The organism is Verminephrobacter aporrectodeae subsp. tuberculatae, assembly GCF_026127385.1.
Lineage (GTDB): Bacteria > Pseudomonadota > Gammaproteobacteria > Burkholderiales > Burkholderiaceae_C > Acidovorax > Acidovorax aporrectodeae.
On record NZ_QZCX01000002.1, the window covers coordinates 1 to 23,284 of the forward strand.

At 66.1% G+C, this 23,284-nt stretch carries 4 protein-coding genes; all 4 read right to left on the reverse strand.

The window, feature by feature from the left end; genetic code table 11:
* The coding region (locus D5041_RS08490) for a SwmB domain-containing protein (RefSeq protein ID WP_265284413.1) at nt 1-13,084 on the reverse strand (13,084 nt) is incomplete at its 3' end.
* Nucleotides 13,085-14,292: 1,208 nt separating this feature from the next.
* Nucleotides 14,293-20,502, reverse strand: a complete 6,210-nt coding sequence (locus D5041_RS08495; RefSeq protein WP_265284414.1) for a SwmB domain-containing protein — start codon at nt 20,500-20,502, stop codon at nt 14,293-14,295.
* A 712-nt stretch (nt 20,503-21,214) separates the two neighbouring features.
* Nucleotides 21,215-21,631, reverse strand: coding sequence for a choice-of-anchor U domain-containing protein (locus tag D5041_RS08500; protein WP_265284415.1), 417 nt, complete (start codon nt 21,629-21,631; stop codon nt 21,215-21,217).
* The gene (locus tag D5041_RS08505) at nt 21,580-22,944 is read right to left on the reverse strand and encodes a SwmB domain-containing protein (protein WP_321162164.1); all 1,365 of its coding nucleotides are present in this window, start codon (nt 22,942-22,944) and stop codon (nt 21,580-21,582) included. The genes D5041_RS08500 and D5041_RS08505 overlap by 52 nt, the downstream gene beginning before the upstream one ends.
* Nucleotides 22,945-23,284: the final 340 nt, after the last annotated feature.

Sequence of the window (23,284 nt, forward strand, 5' to 3'; positions counted from 1 at the left end):
CAGTAGCAGCAAAGCTGGTCGCGTCGTTGCCGGCGGCGTCCTGTATGGCGTTGGCGTCGTTGCCGGTCGTAGGGTCGGCGTAGGCGACGGTGACCGTCTGGTCGCTGGTGACCGCCGTGCTCAGCGTGAGCGTGACGGTCTTGGCCTGGGAATCGACGGTGACGTTGGTGACGGCGTTCGCGATGCCATTGACAAGCACCGTAAAGGCTCCGCTCGCCGGCTTGTGGCTCGCGTCCGCGTCCAGGTTGCCCGTGTCGCTAAAGCTGAGCACCAGCTGGTCGCCAGTGACCTTGGGACGAGAGTCGCCGGTGATGATCAGCGCCGGGGCCGTGGCGTCTGCTGCCGCTGGTGTGTTGTTCGTCACCGCCGTGGCCGCAAAGCTGGTTGCGTCGTTGCCGGCGGCGTCCTGTATGGCGTTGGCGTCGTTGCCGGTCGTGGGGTCGGCGTAGGCGACGGTGACCGTCTGGTCGCTGGTGACCGCTGTGGTCAGCGTGAGCGTGACGGTCTTGGCTTGGGGCTCGACGGTGACGTTGGTGACGGCGTTCGCGACGCCATTGACAAGCACCGTAAAGGCTCCGCTCGCCGGTTTGTGGCTCGCGTCCGCGTCCAGGTTGCCCGTGTCGCTAAAGCTAAGTACCAGCTGGTCGCCAGTGACCTTGGGACGCGAGTCGCCGGTGGTGATCAGCGCCGGGGCCGTGGTGTCTGCTGGCGCTGGTGTGTTGTTCGTCACCGCCGTGGCCGCAAAGCTGGCCGTGTCGTTGCCGGCAGTGTCCTGTATGGCGTTGGCGTCGTTGCCGGTCGTTGGGTCGGCGTAGGCGACGGTGACCGTCTGGTCGCTGGTGACCGCTGTGGTCAGCGTGAGCGTGACGGTCTTGGCCTGGGAATCGAAGGTGACGCTGGTGACGGCATTTGCGACGCCGTTGACAAGCACCGTAAAGGCTCCGCTCGCCGGCTTGTGGCTTGCGTCCGCGTCCAGGTTGCCCGTGTCGCTAAAGCTAAGCACCAGTTGGTCGCCAGTGACCTTGGGACGCGAGTCGCCGGTGATGATCAGTTGCGGGGCAGCGGTGTCTGCTGGCGCTGGTGTGTTGTTGGTCACCGCGGTAGCAGCAAAGCTGGGCGCGTCGTTGCCTGCGGCGTCCTGTATGGCGTTGGCGTCGTTGCCGGTCGTTGGGTCGGCGTAGGCGACGGTGACCGTCTGGTCGCTGGTGACCGCTGTGGTCAGCGTGAGCGTGACGGTCTTGGCCTGGGAATCGACGGTGACGCTGGTGACGGCGTTCGCGACGCCGTTGACCAGCACCGTAAAGGCCCCGGGGGCCGGTGTGTGGGTCGCGTCCGCGTCCAGGTTGCCCGTGTCGCTAAAGCTGAGCACCAGCTGGTTGCCAGTGACCTTGGGACGAGAGTCGCCGGTGATGATCAGCGCCGGGGCCGTGGTGTCTGCTGGCGCTGGTGTGTTGTTCGTCACCGCCGTGGCCGCAAAGCTGGCCGCGTCGTTGCCGGCAGCGTCCTGTATGGCGTTGGCGTCGTTGCCGGTCGTTGGGTCGGCGTAGGCGACGGTGACCGTCTGGTCGCTGGTGACCGCCGTGCTCAGCATGAGCGTGACGGTTTTGGCTTGGGGCTCGACGGTGACGTTGGTGACGGCGTTCGCGACGCCGTTGACAAGCACCGTAAAGGCTCCGTTCGCCGGCTTGTGGCTCGCGTCCGCGTCCAGGTTGCCCGTGTCGCTAAAGCTGAGCACCAGCTGGTCGCCAGTGACCTTGGGACGCGAGTCGCCGGTGATGATCAGCGCCGGGGCCGTGGTGTCTGCTGGCGCTGGTGTGTTGTTGGTCACCGCAGTAGCAGCAAAGCTGGTCGCGTCGTTGCCGGCGGCGTCCTGTATGGCGTTGGCGTCGTTGCCGGTCGTTGGGTCGGCGTAGGCGACGGTGACCGACTGGTCGCTGGTGACCGCCGTGGTCAGCGTGAGCGTGACGGTCTTGGCTTGGGGCTCGACGGTGACGTTGGTGACGGCGTTCGCGATGCCATTGACAAGCACCGTAAAGGCTCCGCTCGCCGGCTTGTGGGCCGCGTCCGCGTCCAGGTTGCCCGTGTCGCTAAAGCTAAGTACCAGCTGGTCGCCAGTGACCTTGGGACGCGAGTCACCGGTGATGATCAGCGCCGGGGCAGCGGTGTCTGCTGGCGCTGGTGTGTTGTTCGTCACCGCAGTGGCCGCAAAGCTGGGCGTGTCGTTGCCGGCAGCGTCCTGTATGGCGTTGGCGTCGTTGCCGGTCGTGGGGTCGGCGTAGGCGACGGTGACCGATTGGCCGCTGGTAACCGCCGTGGTCAGCGTGAGCGTGACGGTTTTGGCTTGCGGCTCGACGGTGACGTTGGTGACGGCGTTCGCGACGCCATTGACCATCACCGTAAAGGCCCCGTTGGCGGGTGTGTGGGTCGTGTCCGCGTCCAGGTTGCCCGTGTCGCTAAAGCTGAGTACCAGTTGGTTGCCGTTGACCTTGGGGCGCGTCGTGTCGCCGGTGATGATCAGCGCCGGGGCCGTGGTGTCTGCTGGCGCTGGCGTGTTGTTCGTCACCGCGGTGGCAGCAAAGCTGGCTGCGTCGTTGCCGGCAGCGTCCTGTATGGCGTTGGCGTCGTTGCCGGTCGTGGGGTCGGCGTAGGCGACGGTGACCGACTGGTCGCTGGTGACCGCCGTGGTCAGCGTGAGCGTGACGGTCTTGGCTTGGGGCTCGACGGTGACGTTGGTGACGGCGTTCGCGACGCCATTGACAAGCACCGTAAAGGCCCCGTTGGCCGGCTTGTGGGCCGCGTCCGCGTCCAGGTTGCCCGTGTCGCTAAAGCTAAGTACCAGCTGGTCGCCAGTGACCTTGGGACGAGAGTCTCCGGTGATGATCAGCGCCGGGGCCGTGGTGTCTGCTGGCGCTGGCGTGTTGTTCGTCACCGCAGTGGCCGCAAAGCTGGCTGCGTCGTTGCCGGCAGCGTCCTGTATGGCGTTGGCGTCGTTGCCGGTCGTGGGGTCGGCGTAGGCGACGGTGACCGTCTGGCCGCTGGTGACCGCCGTGGTCAGCGTGAGCGTGACGGTTTTGGCTTGGGGCTCGACGGTGACGTTGGTGACGGCGTTCGCGACGCCATTCACAAGCACCGTAAAGGCTCCGTTCGCCGGTGTGTGGGTCGGGTCCGCGTCCAGGTCGCTTGTGTCGGTGAAGCTGAGCACCAGTTGGTTGCCGTTGACCTTGGGGCGCGTCGTGTCACCGGTGGTGATCAGCTGCGGGGCAATGGTGTCATTCATCACCACCGTGGTCGGGATGCTGAGCAAGCGATTGCCCGTCGGGTCCTGTATGCCGTTGTTGCCCGGCGTGTTGTCCTGGTAGGCGACGGTCACTCTTTGACCGGATTCCACGGAGGTGCTCAGGGTCAGCAGGACGGCCTTGGACATTCCACCCATGGTGACTTCGGTGACGGTTTTGGCTACGCCGTCCACGAACACCGTGAAGTCCTCCTTGGCGGGTCCGTTGCTGTCGTCCAGGGAGGGGCTCGCGTCGCTGAAATGGAGCACCAGATAGATGCCGTCGGTGATCTTGGGGCGATCGTTTCCGGTAGTAATCAGCTGCGGGGCCGCGGTGTCCCTTGTGTCGTTGACCACGTCCCGGTCGCTGAAGTTCTCCGCGGCGTTGCCGGCGGCGTCCTGAACCCTATTGCCGGTCGCCGGTTTGGCGTAGCTGACGCGCACCAGTTCGCCGTAGACCACGGCGCGGCTGAGCGTGAGCGTGACGGTCTTGGCCGCCCCGTTGACCACGGCGCTGTTGACGGGGATGGTTGTTGCCCCCGTGTCCACCGTGAGGCTTTCGACCGTAAAGCCTGCATTGCCCGTGAGCGCGGCCCCGTTCAGGCTGTTGGCTTCGGTGTACGTGAGCACCAACTGGTCACCGGTGACTGTGGTGGTGCTGATCTCCGGGGCCGTGGTGTCTGCTGGCGTGTTGTTCGTCACGGCCCGGTCGTTGAAGTTCACCGCAGCGTTGCCGGCAGCGTCCTGCACCCCATGGCTGTTCGCGGGCTTGGCGTAGTTGACGGTCACTGTTTCATTGCTGGCCACGGCGCGGCTGAGCGTGAGCGTGACGGTCTTGGCCGCCCCGTTGACCACGGCGCTGCTCACGGTGATGGCTGCGCCAGCGGTGCTGCTGACCGTAAAGCCTGCGTTGCCCGTGAGCGCTGCCTCGTCCAGGGTGTTGGCTTCGGCGTAGGTGAGGACCAGCTGGTTGCCGTTGACCGTGGCGGTGTTCAGCCCCGGGGGCGTGGTGTCGGCTGCGGGTGTGGTGTTCGTCACGGCCCGGTCGATGAAGTCCACCGCGGCGTTGCCGGCCACGTCCCGCACCCCATTGCTGGCCGCGGGCTTGGCGTAGCTGACGCGCACTATCTCACTGCTGGTCACGGCGCGGCTGAGCGTCAGCGTGACGGTCTTGTCGGTTGCGTTGACCACGGCGCTGCTCACGGTGATGGCTGCGCCAGCGGCGCCGCTGACCGTAAAGCCTGCGTTGCCCGTGAGCGCGGCTCCGTCCAGGCTGTTGGCTTCGGTGTACGTGAGCACCAACTGGTTGCCGTTGACCGCGGCGCTGTTGATTGCCGGGGGCGTGATGTCCGGTGTGTCGTTGGTCACGGCCTGATTGCTGAAGTCCACCGCAGCGTTGCCGGCAGCGTCCTGCACGCCATTGCTGGCCGCGGGCTTGGCGTAGCTGACGTGCACCGTTTCGCCGTTGGCCACGGCGCGGCTCAGCGTGAGCGTGACGGTCTTGGCCGTCGCGCTCACCACGGCGCTGCTTACGGTAATGGCCGTGCCCGCGTCGCTGCTGACCGTAAAGCCTGCGCTGCCCGTGAGCGCGGCTCCATTCAGGCTGTTCGCTTCGGTGTAGCTGAGCACCAGTTGGTTGTTGTTGACCTTGGGGCGCGCGTCACCGGTGATGATCAGCGCCGGGGCCGTGGTGTCTGCTGGCGCCGGTGTGTTGTTCGTCACCGCAGTGGCCGCAAAGCTGGTCGCGTCGTTGCCGGCGGCGTCCTGTATGGCGTTGGCGTCGTTGCCGGTCGTGGGGTCGGCGTAGGCGACGGTGACAGACTGGTCGCTGGTGACCGCCGTGGTCAGCGTGAGCGTGACGGTTTTGGCCTGGGAATCGACGGTGACGTTGGTGACGGCGTTCGCGACGCCGTTGACAAGCACCGTAAAGGCCCCGGGGGCCGGTGTGTGGCCCGCGTCCGCGTCCAGGTTGCCCGTGTCGCTAAAGCTGAGCACCAGTTGGTTGCCAGTGACCTTGGGGCGAGAGTCGCCGGTGATGATCAGCTGCGGGGGCGTGGTGTCCGGTGTGTTGTTGGTCACCGCGGTAGCCGCAAAGCTGGTTGCGTCGTTGCCGGTGGCGTCCTGTATGGCGTTGGCGTCGTTGCCGGTCGTTGGGTCGGCGTAGGCGACGGTGACCGACTGGTCGCTGGTGACCGCCGTGGTCAGCGTGAGCGTGACGGTTTTGGCCTGGGAATCGACGGTGACGTTGGTGACGGCGTTCGCGACGCCATTGGCCAGCACCGTAAAGGCCCCGGGGGCCGGCGTGTGGCCCGCGTCCGCGTCCAGGTTGCCCGTGTCGCTAAAGCTGAGCACCAGTTGGTTGCCAGTGACCTTAGGGCGAGAGTCGCCGGTGATGATCAGCTGCGGGGCCGTGGTGTCTGCTGGCGCCGGTGTGTTGTTCGTCACCGCAGTGGCCGCAAAGCTGGTCGCGTCGTTGCCGGCAGCGTCCTGTATGGCGTTGGCGTCGTTGCCGGTCGTGGGGTCGGCATAGGCGACGGTGACCGACTGGCCGTGGGTGACCGCTGTGGCCAGCGTGAGCGTGACGGTCTTGGCTTGGGGCTCGACGGTGACGTTGGTGACGGCGTTCGCGACGCCATCCACGAGGACCGTAAAGGCCCCGTTGGCGGGTGTGTGGGTCGTGTCCGCGTCCAGGTTGCCCGTGTCGCTAAAGCTGAGTACCAGTTGGTTGCCGTTGACCTTGGGGCGCGTCGTGTCACCGGTGATGATCAGTTGTGGGGGCGTGGTGTCTGGTGTGTTGTTCGTCACCGCCGTGGCCGCAAAGCTGGCCGCGTCGTTGCCGGCAGCGTCCTGTATGGCGTTGGCGTCGTTGCCGGTCGTGGGGTCGGCGTAGGCGACGGTGACCGACTGGTCGCTGGTGACCGCCGTGGTCAGTGTGAGCGTGACGGTCTTGGCCTGGGAATCGACGGTGACGTTGGTGACGGCGTTCGCGACGCCATTGACCAGCACCGTAAAGGCCCCGGGGGCCGGTGTGTGGGTCGGGTCCGCGTCCAGGTTGCCCGTGTCGTCGAAGCTGAGCACCAGTTGGTTGCCAGTGACCTTGGGGCGCGTCGTGTCGCCGGTGATGATCAGTTGTGGGGCCATGGTGTCCGGTGTGTTGTTCGTCACCGCCGTGGCCGCAAAGCTGGCCGCGTCGTTGCCTGCGGCGTCCTGTATGGCGTTGGCGTCGTTGCTGGTCGTGGGGTCGGCGTAGGCGACGGTGACCGACTGGTCGCTGGTGACCGCTGTGGTCAGCGTGAGCGTGACGGTCTTGGCTTGGGAATCGACGGTGACGCTGGTGACGGCGTTCGCGACGCCATTGACAAGCACCGTAAAGGCCCCGCTCGCCGGCTTGTGGGCCGCGTCCGCGTCCAGGTTGCCCGTGTCGCTAAAGCTAAGCACCAGCTGGTCGCCAGTGACCTTGGGACGCGAGTCGCCGGTGGTGATCAGCGTCGGGGCCGTGGTGTCTGCTGGCGCTGGTGTGTTGTTCGTCACCGCAGTGGCAGCAAAGCTGGCCGCATCGTTGCCGGCGGCGTCCTGTATGGCGTTGGCGTCGTTGCCGGTCGTGGGGTCGGCGTAGGCGACGGTGACCGACTGGCCGCTGGTGACCGCCGTGGTCAGCGTGAGCGTGACGGTTTTGGCTTCGGCATTGATGGCGACGTTGGTGACGGCATTCGCGACGCTATCCACGAGGACCGTAAAGGCTCCGTTGGCCGGTGTGTGGGTCGTGTCCGCGTCCAGGTTGCCCGTGTCGCTAAAGCTGAGCACCAGCTGGTCGCCAGTGACCTTGGGACGAGAGTCGCCGGTGATGATCAGCGCCGGGGCCGTGGTGTCTGCTGGCGCTGGTGTGTTGTTCGTCACCGCGGTAGCAGCAAAGCTGGCCGCGTCGTTGCCTGCGGCGTCCTGTATGGCGTTGGCGTCGTTGCCGGTCGTTGGGTCGGCGTAGGCGACGGTGACCGACTGGCCGCTGGTGACCGCCGTGGTCAGCGTGAGCGTGACGGTCTTGGCCTGGGAATCGACGGTGACGTTGGTGACGGCGTTCGCGACGCTGTTGACAAGCACCGTAAAGGCCCCGGGGGTCGGTGTGTGGCCCGCGTCCGCGTCCAGGTTGCTTGTGTCGTCGAAGCTGAGCACCAGTTGGTTGCCAGTGACCTTGGGACGCGAGTCGCCGGTGATGATCAGCTGCGGGGGCGTGGTGTCCGCTGGCGCCGGTGTGTTGTTCGTCACCGCAGTAGCAGCAAAGCTGGCCGCGTCGTTGCCTGCGGCGTCCTGCATGGCGTTGGCGTCGTTGTCGGTCGTGGGGTCGGCGTAGGCGACGGTGACCGTCTGGCCGCTGGTGACCGCCGTGCTCAGCGTGAGCGTGACGGTTTTGGCTTGGGGCTCGATGGCGACGTTGGTGACGGCGTTCGCGACGCCGTTGACGAGCACCGTAAAGGCTCCGTTCGCCGGCTTGTGGGCCACGTCCGCGTCCAGGTCGCTTGTGTCGGTGAAGCTGAGCACCAGTTGGTTGCCGTTGACCTTGGGGCGCGCGCCGTCGGTGGTGATCAGCTGCGGGGCAACGGTGTCATTCATCACCACCGTGGTCGGGATGCTGAGCAAGCGATTGCCCGTCGGGTCCTGTATGCCGTTGTCGTTGCCCGGCGTGCTGTCCTGGTAGGAGACGGTCACTCTTTGACCGGATTGCACGGGGGTGCTCAGGGTCAGCAGGACGATCTTGTACATTCCCTCCGTGGTGACTGCGGCGACGGTGTTGGCTACGCCGTCCACGAACACCGTGAAGTCCTCCTTGGCGGGTCCGTTGCTGTCGTCCAGGGAGGAGCTCGCGTCGCTGAAATGAAGCCCCAGATATATGCCGTCGGTGATCGTGGGGCGCTCGTCTCCGGTAGTAATCAGCTGCGGGGCCGCGGTGTCCGGTGTGTCGTTGACCACGTCCCGGTCGCTGAAGCTCGCCGCGGCGTTGCCGGCGGCGTCCTGAACCCCATTGCTGGTCGCCGGTTTGGCGTAGCTGACGCGCACCAGTTCGCCGTAGACCACGGCGCGGCTGAGCGTGAGGGTGACGGTCTTGGCCGCCCCGTTGACCACGGCGCTGTTGACGGGGATGGTTGTTGCCCCCGTGTCCACCGTGAGGCTTGCGACCGTAAAGCCTGCATTGCCCGTGAGCGTGGCCCCGTCCAGGCTGTAGGTTTCGGTGTAGGTGAGCACCAACTGGTCGCCGTTGACCGTGGTGGTGTTGATTACCGGGGGCGTGGTGTCTGCTGGCGTGTTGTTCGTCACGGCCTCGTTGCTGAAGTTCACCGCAGCGTTGCCGGCAGCGTCCTGCACGCCATTGCTGGCCGCGGGCTTGGCGTAGCTGACGTGCACTGTCTCGCCGGGGGCCGCGGCGCGGCCCAGCGTCAGCGTGACGGTCTTGGCCGTCGCGTTCACCATGGCGCCGCTCACGGTGATGGCTGCGCCAGCGGCGTCGCTGACCGTAAAGCCTGCGCTGCCCGTGAGCGCGGCCCCGTCCAGGTTGCTTGTGTCGTTAAAGCTGAGCACCAGCTGGTCGCCAGTGACCTTGGGACGCGAGTCGCCGGTGATGATCAGCTGCGGGGCCGTGGTGTCTGCTGGCGCTGGTGTGTTGTTCGTCACCGCAGTGGCCGCAAAGCTGGCCGCGTCGTTGCCGGCAGCGTCCTGTATGGCGTTGGCGTCGTTGCCGGTCGTGGGGTCGGCGTAGGCGACGGTGACCGTCTGGCCGTGGGTGACCGCAGAGGTCAGCGTGAGCGTAACGGTCTTGGCTTGGGAATCGACGGTGACGTTGGTGACGGCGTTCGCGACGCCATCCACGAGGACCGTAAAGGCCCCGGGGGCCGGTGTGTGGCCCGCGTCCGCGTCCAGGTTGCCCGTGTCGCTAAAGCTGAGCACCAGTTGGTTGCCAGTGACCTTGGGACGCGAGTCACCGGTGATGATCAGCGCCGGGGCCGTGGTGTCTGCTGGCACTGGTGTGTTGTTCGTCACCGCGGTAGCAGCAAAGCTGGCCGCGTCGTTGCCGGCAGTGTCCTGTATGGCGTTGGCGTCGTTGCCGGTCGTGGGGTCGGCGTAGGCGACGGTGACCGACTGGCCGCTGGTGACCGCCGTGCTCAGCGTGAGCGTGACGGTTTTGGCTTGCGGCTCGATGGCGACGTTGGTGACGGCGTTCGCGACGCCATCCACGAGGACCGTAAAGGCCCCGTTGGCGGGTGTGTGGGTCGAGTCCGCGTCCAGGTTGCCCGTGTCGTTAAAGCTGAGTACCAGTTGGGTACCGTTGACCGTGGCGCTGTGGAGCAGCGGGGCCACGGTATCTCGGGTGTCCACGGAGTAGTTGGCGCTGGTGATTTCACTCTCGCCGGCGTTGCCGGCGTTGTCGGTCACCCCGGCGAGGTCTACGTTGAAGACATTCGACGGGGCGTTGATGCTGGCCGTGGGCGTGAAGGTGGCCGTCCAGACCGTGCGCTCGGCGTTGGCCGCGGGCTGGCTCAGCGTGCCGTTGGTGCACGTGATGTCTCTGGTGTCAAAGCCGTTGACGGGCTCGGTGAAGGTGAAGGTGACGGTGGTGGTCTCGCCCGCGGTGAGCGCGCTGTCGGCGATCGCAATCCCGACGGTGAGCTCACTGTTGGACACCCGGGGCGTGGTGTCCGTTGGCGCTGGTGTGTTGTTCGTCACCGCAGTGGCCGCAAAGCTGGGCGCGTCGTTGCCTGAGGCATCCTGTATCGCGTTGGCATCGTTGCTGTCCGGGGAGGGGTCGGCGTAGGCGACGGTTACCGGCTGACCGTGCGTGACCGCCGTGGTCAGCGTGAGCGTGACGGTCTTGGTCTGGGCATTGACGGTGACCTCGGTGACCGCATTCGCGACGCCATTCACGAGCACCGTAAAGGCCTCGTTGGCCGGCTTGTGGGTCGGGTCCGCGTCCAGGTTGTTCGTGTCGCTAAAGCTGAGCACCAGTTGGTTGCCGTTGACCTTGGGGCGCGCGTCACCGACGGTGATCAGCTGCGGAGAAACCATGTCCAACAGGTTATTGACCACCACCGTGGTCGGGATGCTGGCCAAGCTATTACCCTCCGTGTCCCGTATGCCCTTGGTGTCGTCGAGCGTGCTGTCCTGGTAGGCGACGGTCACTCGTTGACCACCAATCACGGGGGTGGTCAGAGTCAGTGTGAGGCTCATTCCATTCACGGCGACGTCGGTGACGGTGTTGGCTACGCCATCCACGAGCACCGTGAAGTCCCGGTTGGCTGGTCTGTTGTTGTGGTTCTCGTCCAAGAGACTCGTGTCGCTGAAACGGAGCGACAGGTGGGTGTCGTCGGTGAGCTCGGGGCGATCGTGGTCGTGGGTGGGAGCAAGCAACTGCGGAGCCGTGGTGTCCCGTGTGTTGTTGGTCACGGCCCGGTCGCTGAAGTTCGCTGCGTCGTTGCCGGCAGCGTCCCGCACCCCATTGCCGGACGTGGGTTTGGCGTAGCTGACGTGCAGCATCTCCCGGTGGACCACGGCGCGGCTGAGCGTGAGCGTGACGGTCTTGGCCGCCCCGTTCACCACGGCGCTGCTCACGGTGATGGCTGCGTCATCGGTGCTGCTGACCGTAAAGCCTGCATTGCCCGTGAGCGCAGCCCCGTTCAGGCTGTTGGCTTCGGTGTACGTGAGCACCAACTGGTCACCGGTGACCGTGGTGGTGTTGATCTCCGGGGGCGTGGTGTCTGCTGGCGTGTTGTTCGTCACGGCATGGTCGTTGAAGTTCAGCGCGCTGTTGCCGGCAGCGTCCTGCACCCCATGGCTGTTCGCGGGCTTGGCGTAGTTGACGGTCACTGTTTCATTGCTGGCCACGGCGCGGCTGAGCGTGAGCGTCACGGTCTTGGCCGCCCCGTTGACCACGGCGCTGCTCACGGTGATGGCTGCGCCCGCGGTGCTGCTGACCGTAAAGCCTGCGTTGCCCGTGAGCGCTGCCTCGTCCAGGGTGTTGGCTTCGGCGTAGGTGAGGACCAGCTGGTTGCCGTTGACCGTGGCGGTGTTCAGCCCCGGGGGCGTGGTGTCGGCTGCGGGTGTGGTGTTCGTCACGGCCCGGTCGATGAAGTCCACCGCGGCGTTGCCGGCCACGTCCCGCACCCCATTGCTGGCCGCGGGCTTGGCGTAGCTGACGCGCACTATCTCACTGCTGGTCACGGCGCGGCTGAGCGTCAGCGTGACGGTCTTGTCGGTTGCGTTGACCACGGCGCTGCTCACGGTGATGGCTGCGCCAGCGGCGCCGCTGACCGTAAAGCCTGCGTTGCCCGTGAGCGCGGCTCCGTCCAGGCTGTTGGCTTCGGTGTACGTGAGCACCAACTGGTTGCCGTTGACCGCGGCGCTGTTGATTGCCGGGGGCGTGGTGTCCGGTGTGTCGTTGGTCACGGCCTGATTGCTGAAGTCCACCGCAGCGTTGCCGGCAGCGTCCTGCACGCCATTGCTGGCCGCGGGCTTGGCGTAGCTGACGTGCACCGTTTCGCCGTTGGCCACGGCGCGGCTGAGCGTGAGCGTGACGGTCTTGGCCGTCGCGCTCACCACGGCGCTGTTCACGATGATGGTCGTGCCCGTGTCGCTGCTGACCGTAAAGCCTGCGCTGCCCGTGAGCGCGGCCCCGTTCAGGTCGCTTGTGTCGGTGTAGCTGAGCACCAGCTGGTTGTCGTTGACCTTGGGGCGTGCGTCACCGGTGGTGATCAGCTGCGGGGGCGTGGTGTCATTCATCACCACCGTGGTCGGGATGCTGAGCAAGCGATTGCTCGCCGTGTCCTGTATGCCGTTGTTGCCCGGCGTGTTGTCCTGGTAGGAGACGGTCACTCTCTGACCGGATTCCACGGAGGTGCTCAGGGTCAGCAGGACGGTCTTGGACATTCCACCCATGGTGACTTCGGCGACGGTCTTGGCTGCGCCGTCCACGAGCACCGTGAAGTCTTCCTTGGCGGGTCCGTTGCGGTCGTCCAGGGAGGGGCTCGCGTCGCTGAAATGAAGCCCCAGATACCTGCCGTCGGTGATCTTGGGGCGATCGTTTCCGGTAGTAATCAACTGCGGGGCCGCGATATCCGGTGTGTCGTTGACCACGTCCCGGTTGCTGAAGTTCGCCGCGACGTTGCCGACAGCGTCCTGAACCCTATTGCCGATCGCCGGTTTGGCGTAGCTGACGCGCACCATTTCGCCGTAGACCACGGGGCGGCTGAGCGTCAGCGTGACGGTCCTGGCCGCTGCGTTCACCACGGCGCTGTTGACGGCAATGGCCGTGCCCGCGTCGCTGCTGACCGTAAAACCTGCGTTGCCCGTGAGCGCGGCCCCGTTCAGATAGCTCTCATCGTCATAGCTGAGCACCAACTGGTCGCCAGTGACCTTGGGGGGCGCGTCGCCGGTGGTGCGCAGCCTCGGGCCATAGACGTCCACGAGGGCGTTTTTCACCACCAGGAGCGGGATGCTGGCCAAGCGATTGCTCGCCGGGGCCCGGTCCTGTATGCCGTTGTTGTCGTTGGGCGTGCTGTCCTGGTAGGAGAGGGTCACTACTTGACCGATTCGCATGGCGGTGGTCAGGGTCAGCAGGATGTAGTTGTCCAATCCATTCACGACGATAGTGGTGACGGCGTTGGCTGCGCCATCCACGAGCACCGTGAAGTCTCTGCTGGCTGGTTTGTGCTCTTCGTCCAATCCGTTCGCGCTGCTGAATTGGAGCTTCAGGTCATTCCTCCCGTAGGTGGAGGGGCCTTCGTCGGCGGTGGTGATCAGCTGTGGGGCGGTGGTGTCGGTCGTCATGGTGCTTCAGTGATGGATGTGCGTTGGCTGGGGTTGGGTCGCGCATCCCTTGTGGACGGGGGATGCTGCGGGGGTGATTCCGGTAATCAGCGCTTGTTTGCGGCCTTGTTTCGAGGGGCGCGTGGCTTTCTGCCGGGGGCGTGCACCAGGCGGCCATCCCCCATGGGCAGGGACCGGCGACGCAGCCCGGACCATGGCTTGCATGCGCAGTCCCTGGGGAGGGCCATGAACGGTTTCTTGAATGCCTTGCATCCCTGCCGATCCGGCGAGGGTGTCGCCACGGAGCGATGCGGGTGGCGCGCAGGCCTGCGGTTGGCGTCAGACGGCAGGTCGCGCCCGGTGTCCTTGTCCGACCCCGGCGCGCGGGCGCCAGTGGGGGCGCGTTGGGCAGCCAGCCATGCAGTGGGGTCAGCAGTTCTTGCAGGGGGGAGGGGACGGTTCGGCCCCTTGCACATCCCCAGGCTTTCATTCACCCCTGGCCCATGCGTGGTCAGGCAATGCTTGCGAAAGAGGGAGCTCAACATGCCGCGCATCATGCGTGATGAATTGCAACTTCATGCCCGCAAGTGTCATGAATATTGCACTTCAATTCACCCCCTTGCGCTATTTCTACCGATCAGGTAGGCAGTGCGCTCCATGGCCGTGCGCACGCGGACTGCTGGTCTAGGTGTTTTCCCTTGGTCAACGGCATTCCAGCGCACGACAGCCTCGGCACGGCCTGCGCCCGATCACCAGGATCGGACGCATTGCCCAGGGCCTCCGCAATCACTGGTGCATGGAAAACGCGCGTGTCATGACCTGAAAATAGCAGCACATGAAGCTGCGCCTTTCTTGCGCTGGATGCGTTGCAAATCCTCCTGATGGAAGAAGTTATGGCGAGGGTTTTCTTCCTGCGATGGCGCGAAATGCAGCCGTTTTACTTTGTGCTGATATTTTCTGGGCAAAATACCCGACGTGCCGTTCGACGAAGGCGCACGGACCACGGCGCCGCCAGCCGGAGCCTGATACGGCGCAGTGCCCTGAACCAGGCTGCTTCAGGCGAGTGACGAAAGCACCGGGCGCAAAGCCATGCGCCGGCGCAAGGGGCGCGTTCATGCTGCCGTCCTGTCGCGAGTGCGCCATCTTCTGGACGGGGGGCATGGACGGCGCGCTGGCCCGGGTGGGTCTATCCATCTGATCGTTGGACACCGCGGGCATCGGTGATTTCTTCAGAGCAAGAACCCGTCCTGCACCCCATCCGGCGCCTGCCCCATGATGGACAGCGGCATATTCCCTGCGGCGCCGGGCGCGGTGATGACGCCGTCGGCCGCGTCATCGGCGTCGAACGGTCCGCCATCCTCGATCTGGAAGTCCAGCCGCAGCCGCCCGCCTTGGTCCACCATCCTGCCGCCGTAAGGGCTGCTGGCCAAGTTCACCCAGGTGTCGGTGTTGTCCTGCAACCAGTAACCGTTGACGTCCATCTGCGGATCCACGTACAGGCTGAAGGTCTCGCTGCTGCCGGCGGTGTCCAGCGCGGCTTGGAAACTGGTCAGCGCGATCGGCATCTCCAGCGCCCGGGGCGTTTGGGTGGGCACCGCCTTTTGCTCCAGGCCGGTGATGCGGGCGTTGCTGTCGGAGGGAACCTTGCCGTCATGGCTGTCGGCCACCAGGGTGAGCGAGGTGCTGGAGCGGCTGGTCGTGGCACTGAATGAGGCGACTGCGGCCTGCGCGCTGTCCGGGATGCCGTCTCCGTTGCCGTCGCCGGTGAGCGCACCCGCGGGGCCGATGGCCTGATCTTCCTCGGTGTCGGACACACCGTCGCTGTCCACACGGTGGTTCGGTGCGGGCGTGAGGTGGTCCACGGTCTGGGGGCCGGAGTTTGCCGCGGGGTTGCCTGCCGCGTCCCGTATCGCGTTGTCGCCGCTCGCCGGCTTGGTGTAGCTGAGCGTGAGTGTCTCGTCGCTGGTCACGGCGCGGCTCAGCGTGAGCGTGACGGTCTTGGCCATCGCATTCACCACGATACCGGTGACGGTGATGGCTGTGCCGGTGGGGCTTCTGACCGTAAAGCCGGCGTTGCCCGCGAGCGAGGTCCCGTCGAGGTTATTGGCTTCGGTATAGGTGAGCACCAGCTGGTCGCCGGTGACCGTGGCGGTGCTGATAACGGGGGGTGTGGTGTCCGCTGCGGCTGGCGTGTTGTTGGTGACGGCCTGGTCGTCGAAGCTTGCCGCGTCGTTGCCGGCCGCGTCCTGCACCACATGGCCGTAGTCGGGCTTGGCGTATTTGACGATCACGATCTCGCCGCGGGCCACGGCACGGCTCAGCGTGAGCGTGACGGTCTTGGCCGTCGCATCCACCACGGCGCCGGTGACGGGGATGGCTGTGCCGGTGGAATTTCTGACCGTAAAGCCGGCGTTGCCCGGGAGCGCGGCCCCGTCGAGGCTATTGGCTTCGGTATAGGTGAGCACCAGTTGGTTGCCGATGACCGTGGTGGTGCTGATAACAGGGGGCGTGTTGTCCGTTGTCTCAGGCGTGTTGTTGGTGACGGCCTGGTCGTCGAAGCTTGCCGCGTCGTTGCCGGCAGCGTCCTGGACCATAGGGCCGGATGCGGGCTTGGCGTATTTGACGACCACGACCTCGCCGTGGGTCACGGTGCGGCTGAGTACGAGCGTGACGGTCTTGATTTTTGCGTTGACTACGGCGCCGGTGACGGTGATGGCTGTGCCGGTGGAGCTCCTGACCGTAAAGCCGGCGTTGCCCGTGAGCGCGGCCCCGTGGAGGCTATTGGCTTCGGTATAGGTGAGCACCAGCTGGCTGCCGGTGACCACGGCGGTGCTGATAACGGGGGGCGTGTTGTCCGCTGCGGCGGGCGTGTTGTTGGTAACGGCCTGGTCATCGAAGCTTGCCGCGTCGTTGCCGGCCGCGTCCTGCACCACATGCTCGGATGCGGGCTTGGCGTATTTGACGACCACGACCTCGCTGGGGGTCACGGCGCGGCTGAGCGTGAGGGTGACGGTCTTGGCGCTTGCGTTGACTACGGCGCCGGTGACGGTGATGGCCGCGCCGTTGGGGCTTCTGACCGTAAAGCCGGCGTTGCCCGCGAGCGCGGCCCCGTCGAGGTTATTGGCTTCGGTATAGGTGAGCACCAGTTGGTCGCCGGTGACCGTGGCGGTGCTGATAACAGGGGGCGTGGCGTCCGTTACGGCGGGCGTGTTGTCCGTTGTCTCAGGCGTGTTGTTGGTGACGGCCTGGTCGTCGAAGTTTGCCGCGTCGTTGCCGGCAGCGTCCTGGACCACAGGGGCGGATACGGGCTTGGCGTATTTGAGGATCACGACCTCGCCGCGGGCCACGGCGCGGCTGAGCGTGAGCGTGACGGTCTTGGCCGTCGCATCCACCACGGCGCGGGTGACGGTGATGTCCGCGCCCCTGGGGCTCCTGACCGTAAAGCCGGCGTCACCCGTGAGCGCGGTCCCGTCGAGGCTATTGGCTTCGGTATAGGTGATCACCATCCGGTTGCCGTTGACCGTGGTGGTGCTGATCACGGGGGGCGTGATGTCCGTTACGGCGGGCGTGTTGTCCGTTGTCGCAGGCGTGTTGTTGGTGACGGCCTGTTCGTCAAAGCTTGCCGCGTCGTTGCCGGTCGCGTCCTGGACCATAGGGTCGGATGCGGGCTTGGCGTATTTGAGGACCACGACCTCGTCGCGGGCCACGGCACGGCTGAGCGTGAGCGTAACGGTCTTGGCCGTCGCATCCACCACGGCGCGGGTGACGGTGATGTCCGCGCCCCTGAGGCTCCTGACCGTAAAGCCGGCGTTGCCCGCGAGCGTGGTCCCGTCGAGGTTATTGGCTTCGGTATAGGTGATCACCAGATGGCTGCCAGTGACCACGGCGGTGCTGATAACGGGGGGCGTGTTGTCCGGTGTGGCGGGCGTGTTGTTGGTGACGGCCCGTTCGTCGAAGCTTGCCGCGTCGTTGCCTGCCACGTCCTGGACCACATGCTCGGATGCGGGCTTGGCGTATTTGACGACCACGACCTCGCTGGGGGTCACGGCGCGGCTGAGCGTGAGGGTGACGGTCTTGGCGCTTGCGTTGACTACGGCGCCGGTGACGGTGATGGCCGCGCCGTTGGGGCTCCTGACCGTAAAGCCGGCGTTGCCCGCGAGCGCGGCCCCGTCGAGGTTATTGGCTTCGGTATAGGTGAGCACCAGTTGGTCGCCGGTGACCGTGGCGGTGCTGATAACGGGGGGCGTGGCGTCCGTTACGGCGGGCGTGTTGTCCGTTGTCTCAGGCGTGTTGTTGGTGACGGCCTGGTCGTCGAAGTTTGCCGCGTCGTTGCCGGCCGCGTCCTGGACCACAGGGGCGGATACGGGCTTGGCGTATTTGAGGATCACGACCTCGCCGTGGGCCACGGCGCGGCTCAGCGTGAGCGTGACGGTCTTGGCGGTGGCATCCACCACGGCGCCGGTGACGGTGATGGCCGCGCCGTTGGGGCTTCTGACCGTAAAGCCGGCGTCACCCGTGAGCGCGGTCCCGTCGAGGTTATTGGCTTCGGTATAGGTGATCACCATCCGGTTGCCGTTGACCGTGGCGGTGCTGATAACGGGGGGCGTGTTGTCCGCTACGGCGGGCGTGTCGTCTGTTGCAGGCGTGTTGTTGGTGACGGCCTGGTCGTCGAAGCTTGCCGCGTCGTTGCCGGCAGCGTCCTGGACCATAGGGTCGGATGCGGGCTTGGCGTATTTGAGGACCACGACCTCGTCGCGGGCCACGGCACGGCTGAGCGTGAGCGTGACGGTCTTGGCCGTCGCATCCACCACGGCGCGGGTGACGGTGATGTCCGCGCCCCTGAGGCTCCTGACCGTAAAGCCGGCGTTGCCCGGGAGCGCGGTCCCGTCGAGGTTATTGGCTTCGGTATAGGTGATCACCAGATGGCTGCCAGTGACCACGGCGGTGCTGATAACGGGGGGCGTGTTGTCCGGTGTGGCGGGCGTGTTGTTGGTGACGGCCCGTTCGTCGAAGCTTGCCGCGTCGTTGCCTGCCACGTCCTGGACCACATGCTCGGATGCGGGCTTGGCGTATTTGACGACCACGACCTCGCTGGGGGTCACGGCGCGGCTGAGCGTGAGGGTGACGGTCTTGGCGCTTGCGTTGACTACGGCGCCGGTGACGGTGATGGCTGCGCCGTTGGGGCTCCTGACCGTAAAGCCGGCGTTGCCCGCGAGCGCGGCCCCGTCGAGGTTATTGGCTTCGGTATAGGTGAGCACCAGTTGGTCGCCGGTGACCGTGGCGGTGCTGATAACGGGGGGCGTGGCGTCCGTTACGGCGGGCGTGTTGTCCGTTGTCTCAGGCGTGTTGTTGGTGACGGCCTGGTCGTCGAAGTTTGCCGCGTCGTTGCCGGCCGCGTCCTGGACCACAGGGGCGGATACGGGCTTGGCGTATTTGAGGATCACGACCTCGCCGTGGGCCACGGCGCGGCTCAGCGTGAGCGTGACGGTCTTGGCGGTGGCATCCACCACGGCGCCGGTGACGGTGATGGCCGCGCCGTTGGGGCTTCTGACCGTAAAGCCGGCGTCACCCGTGAGCGCGGTCCCGTCGAGGTTATTGGCTTCGGTATAGGTGATCACCATCCGGTTGCCGTTGACCGTGGCGGTGCTGATAACGGGGGGCGTGTTGTCCGCTACGGCGGGCGTGTCGTCTGTTGCAGGCGTGTTGTTGGTGACGGCCTGGTCGTCGAAGCTTGCCGCGTCGTTGCCGGCAGCGTCCTGGACCATAGGGTCGGATGCGGGCTTGGCGTATTTGAGGACCACGACCTCGTCGCGGGCCACGGCACGGCTGAGCGTGAGCGTGACGGTCTTGGCCGTCGCATCCACCACGGCGCGGGTGACGGTGATGTCCGCGCCCCTGAGGCTCCTGACCGTAAAGCCGGCGTTGCCCGGGAGCGCGGTCCCGTCGAGGTTATTGGCTTCGGTATAGGTGATCACCAGATGGCTGCCAGTGACCACGGCGGTGCTGATAACGGGGGGCGTGTTGTCCGGTGTGGCGGGCGTGTTGTTGGTGACGGCCCGTTCGTCGAAGCTTGCCGCGTCGTTGCCTGCCACGTCCTGGACCACATGCTCGGATGCGGGCTTGGCGTATTTGACGACCACGACCTCGCTGGGGGTCACGGCGCGGCTGAGCGTGAGGGTGACGGTCTTGGCGCTTGCGTTGACTACGGCGCCGGTGACGGTGATGGCCGCGCCGTTGGGGCTCCTGACCGTAAAGCCGGCGTTGCCCGCGAGCGCGGCCCCGTCGAGGTTATTGGCTTCGGTATAGGTGAGCACCAGTTGGTCGCCGGTGACCGTGGCGGTGCTGATAACGGGGGGCGTGGCGTCCGTTACGGCGGGCGTGTTGTCCGTTGTCTCAGGCGTGTTGTTGGTGACGGCCTGGTCGTCGAAGTTTGCCGCGTCGTTGCCGGCCGCGTCCTGGACCACAGGGGCGGATACGGGCTTGGCGTATTTGAGGATCACGACCTCGCCGTGGGCCACGGCGCGGCTCAGCGTGAGCGTGACGGTCTTGGCCGTCGCATCCACCACGGCGCCGGTGACGGTGATGGCCGCGCCGTTGGGGCTCCTGACCGTAAAGCCGGCGTCGCCCGCGAGCGCGGCCCCGTCGAGGTTATTGGCTTCGGTATAGGTGAGCACCATCCGGTTGCCGTTGACCGTGGCGGTGCTGATAACAGGGGGCGTGGCGTCCGTTACGGCGGGCGTGTTGTTGGTGACGGCCTGGTCGTCGAAGCTTGCCGCGTCGTTGCCGGTCGCGTCCTGCACCATGGGGTCGGATGCGGGCTTGGTGTATTTGACGAGCACGGCCTCGCCGTGGGCCACGGCGCGGCTGAGCGTGAGCGTGACGGTCTTGGCGGTGGCATCCACCACGGCGCCGGTGACGGAGATGGCCGCGCCGCCGGGGCTCCTGACCGTAAAGCCGGCGTCGCCCGGGAGCGCGGTCCCGTCGAGGTTATTGGCTTCGGTATAGGTGATCACCATCCGGTTGCCGGTGACCGTGGCGGTGCTGATAACGGGGGGTGTGTTGTCCGTTGCCGCAGGCGTGTTGTTGGTGACGGCCTGGTCGTCGAAGCTTGCCGCGTCGTTGCCGGCAGCGTCTTGGACCATGGGGTTGGATGCGGGCTTGGTGTATTTGACGAGCACGGCCTCGCCGTGGGCCACGGCACGGCTCAGCGTGAGCGTGACGGTCTTGGCGGTGGCATCCACCACGGCGCCGGTGACGGTGATGGCTGCGCCGCCGGGGCTCCTGACCGTAAAGCCGGCGTCGCCCGCGAGCGCGGTCCCGTCGAGGTGATTGGCTTCCGTATAGGTGAGCACCATCCGGTTGCCGGTGACCGTGGCGGTGCTGATCACAGGGGGCGTGTTGTCCGTTGCGGCGGGCGTGTCGTGGGTATTAATCGTCATGGTGTTTCAGTGGTGGATGTACGTTGGCGCATATTCCCTGTCGGCAGGGGACGCGGCGGGGATGGTTCCGGTAATCAGAACCTGGTCACGGTCTTGTCCGGAGGAGCGCGTTGTTCCCTTCTGGCGGCGTGCGCCAAGGGGTCATTTCCGATGTGCAAGGACCGGCAACGCAACCCCGACCAGGGGCTGCATGCGCAGTCCCCGGGGAGCGTCGTGAACGGTTTCTTGAATGCTCTGAACCCCTGCCGATCCGGCGGGGGTGTCATCACGGGACGCTGCGGGCGCGCATGCGCCAGGCATGCCGGGATGTCAGCCGTTTCTATAGCGGGGAATGGACGGTTCGGCGTTCTACACATCGCCGTCCCCCTGCGTCGTTTGCGACTTGGCGGGGTCCGTTGTGCAGCGGCGTCCGCTGGCCTGGGAAGCATGTCGATGCACAGCGCGTTCAAGCAGCGCCAAGCCCCTGCCAACGGGTGGGGGAGGCGATGCATGCAAGGGAGATGTCATTTGGCATGCCGTGCATCATCCGCGATGAATTGCCGTTTCATGCCGGTAAATGCCAAGGAGATCGCTCTTCAACCCTCCTTCTTGCGCCATCTTTTTTGATCAGGTAAGGAGCGCGTTCCATGGCCATGGGCACGGGGTGAACGGCATTCCAGCGCACGACGTCGGCATGGCCCCGTGCGTCCGTGGCCACGGGTGCATGGAAGATTCAGAACCAGAACCCGCCATGCGCCCCATCGGACGCCAGCCCCATGAGGGACAGCGACCTATTCGCTGCGGCACCGGGCGCGGTGATGACGCCGTCGGCCTTGCCATCGGCGTCGAACGGTCCGCCATCCTGGGTCGAGAAGTCTAGTCGCAGCCGCTCGCCTTCGTTCACCATCTTGCCGCCGGAAGGGCCGCTCGCCAGGCTCGCCCAGGTGCCGGTACCGTCTTGCTGTTGAAGTCCGTCGCGTCGTTGCCTGCCGCATCCTGGATCACATTGTCGGTTGCAGGCTTGGCGTAGCTGATGGTCAGCGCCTCCCCTGGTCACGGCGCGGCTGAGCGTCAGCGTGACGGTCTTGGCCGTCGCGTTCACCACGGCGTCGGTGACGGTGATGGCCGTGCCAGCGGCGCTGCTGACCACAAGGGCCGCGGCGTGGCTTGCGTCCAGGCTGTTCGCTTGTTGTTCGTCACCGCCTGGTTGGTGAGGTTGCCCGCGTCGTTGCCCGCTGCGTCTTGCAGCACGTTGTTGCCGATCATGGGCTTGGTGTAGCTGAGGTTCACCGCTTCGCCACGGTCCACGGAACGGGTCAGGCGCAGGGTCACGGTCTTGGCCGTGGCGTTGACCGTGAGGCTCTCGACGGCTATGGCGACGCCACGGCTGCTACTCACCGCAAAGGCCGCGACTGGCGCCGGATGGGTCGCATCCAGACCCAGGCCACTCGCCTCGGTGTAGCTCAGAACCAGATCGCGCCCGCTGACCGTGGCGGTGCCGAGCACCGGAGCCGTGGTGTCGGCTGCGGAGTTGTTCGTCACCGGCTGGTTCGCAAGATCGCCCGCGTCGTTGCCCGCTGCGTCTTGTAGTGCGTTGTTGCCGGCTGCGGGCTTGGTGTAGCTGAGGGTCACCGCTTCGCCACTGTCCACGGGATGGGTCAGGCGCAGGGTCACGGTCTTGGCCGTGGCGTTGACCGTGACGCTTTCGACGGCTATGGCGACGCCACGGCTGCTACTCACCGCAAAGGCCGTCGCGGGCGCTGGATGGGTCGCATCCAGACCCAGGCCACTCGCCTCGGTGTAGCTCAGCACCAGATCGCGCCCGCTGACCGTGGCGGTGCTGAGCACCGGAGCCGTGGTGTCGGCTGCGGAATTGTTCGTCACCGGCTGGTTCGCAAGATTGCCCGCGTCGTTGCCCGCTGCGTCTTGCAGTGCGTTGTTGCCGGCTGCGGGTTTTGTGTCTGCTCCACCATGGGCCGCAGCGCGGTTTCGCGTCAGCGTGACGGTCTTGGCCGTCGCGTCCATCACGGCGCGGCGCATGGTGATGGCCGCGCCCGCGGCGCTGCTGACCGTCAAGCTGGCGTTGCCCGCGAGCGCGGTCCCGTCCAGGCTGTTGGTTTGCGGTGTAGGGGTGAGCATCAGGGGATCGTCATTGACCGGGGCGGTGTCGAGTACCGGGGCGTGGTGTCTGCTGCGTCTTGCAGCGCGTCGTCGGTCGCGGGCTTGGTGTAGCTGATACGACACCACGGCGTGCCACGTGCGGATTGCCGCGTGCGATGCGACGCCCTGGATTCCCCCGTGCGCAGGGGCCATTGCCTGGCCGCAAGTCACGCGGGACGCAAGGACACTGCGCAGCCATCTCCCGTGGGCCCGCGCGCTGGACGCGCAGGCCGCCGAGGCCGCCATCCGTGCGGATGGACTCAATCGCATGGCGGTTCTGATTGGTCCGCAGGCCGTGCGCATCCGCTGAGTGGGGGTTCCTGGGGAGGCGCATCTTCAAAGGTCGATGGATGCGACAACGCGATGCACAAGAGAGGTCGTTCGGCATGCCGTGCATCATCCGTGATGAACTGCAACTGCATGTTGGTAAATGTCATTGCTATCGCGCTTCAAACTGCCCCCTTGCGTTATTTTTGCTGATCGGGTAGGGGCTGCGCTCCCTGGGGCTGGACGTGCAGTTCGCTGAAGATGCGCGCGCGGCACGCGCAGGGAGCACGGCGCATCGCCCTGAACTGGCGCCGGGTGCAGGGCCATGCGCCGGCGCAAGATGCGCGCACGGATGCTGCCGCCCTGTTCGCGAACG

Excerpts from the sequence above, each read along its gene's own strand:
- D5041_RS08505 (WP_321162164.1), bottom strand. The coding sequence starts at position 22,944 with ATGCGCACGGCCTGCGGACCAATCAGAACCGCCATGCGATTGAGTCCA.
- D5041_RS08495 (WP_265284414.1), bottom strand. The coding sequence starts at position 20,502 with ATGACGATTAATACCCACGACACGCCCGCCGCAACGGACAACACGCCC.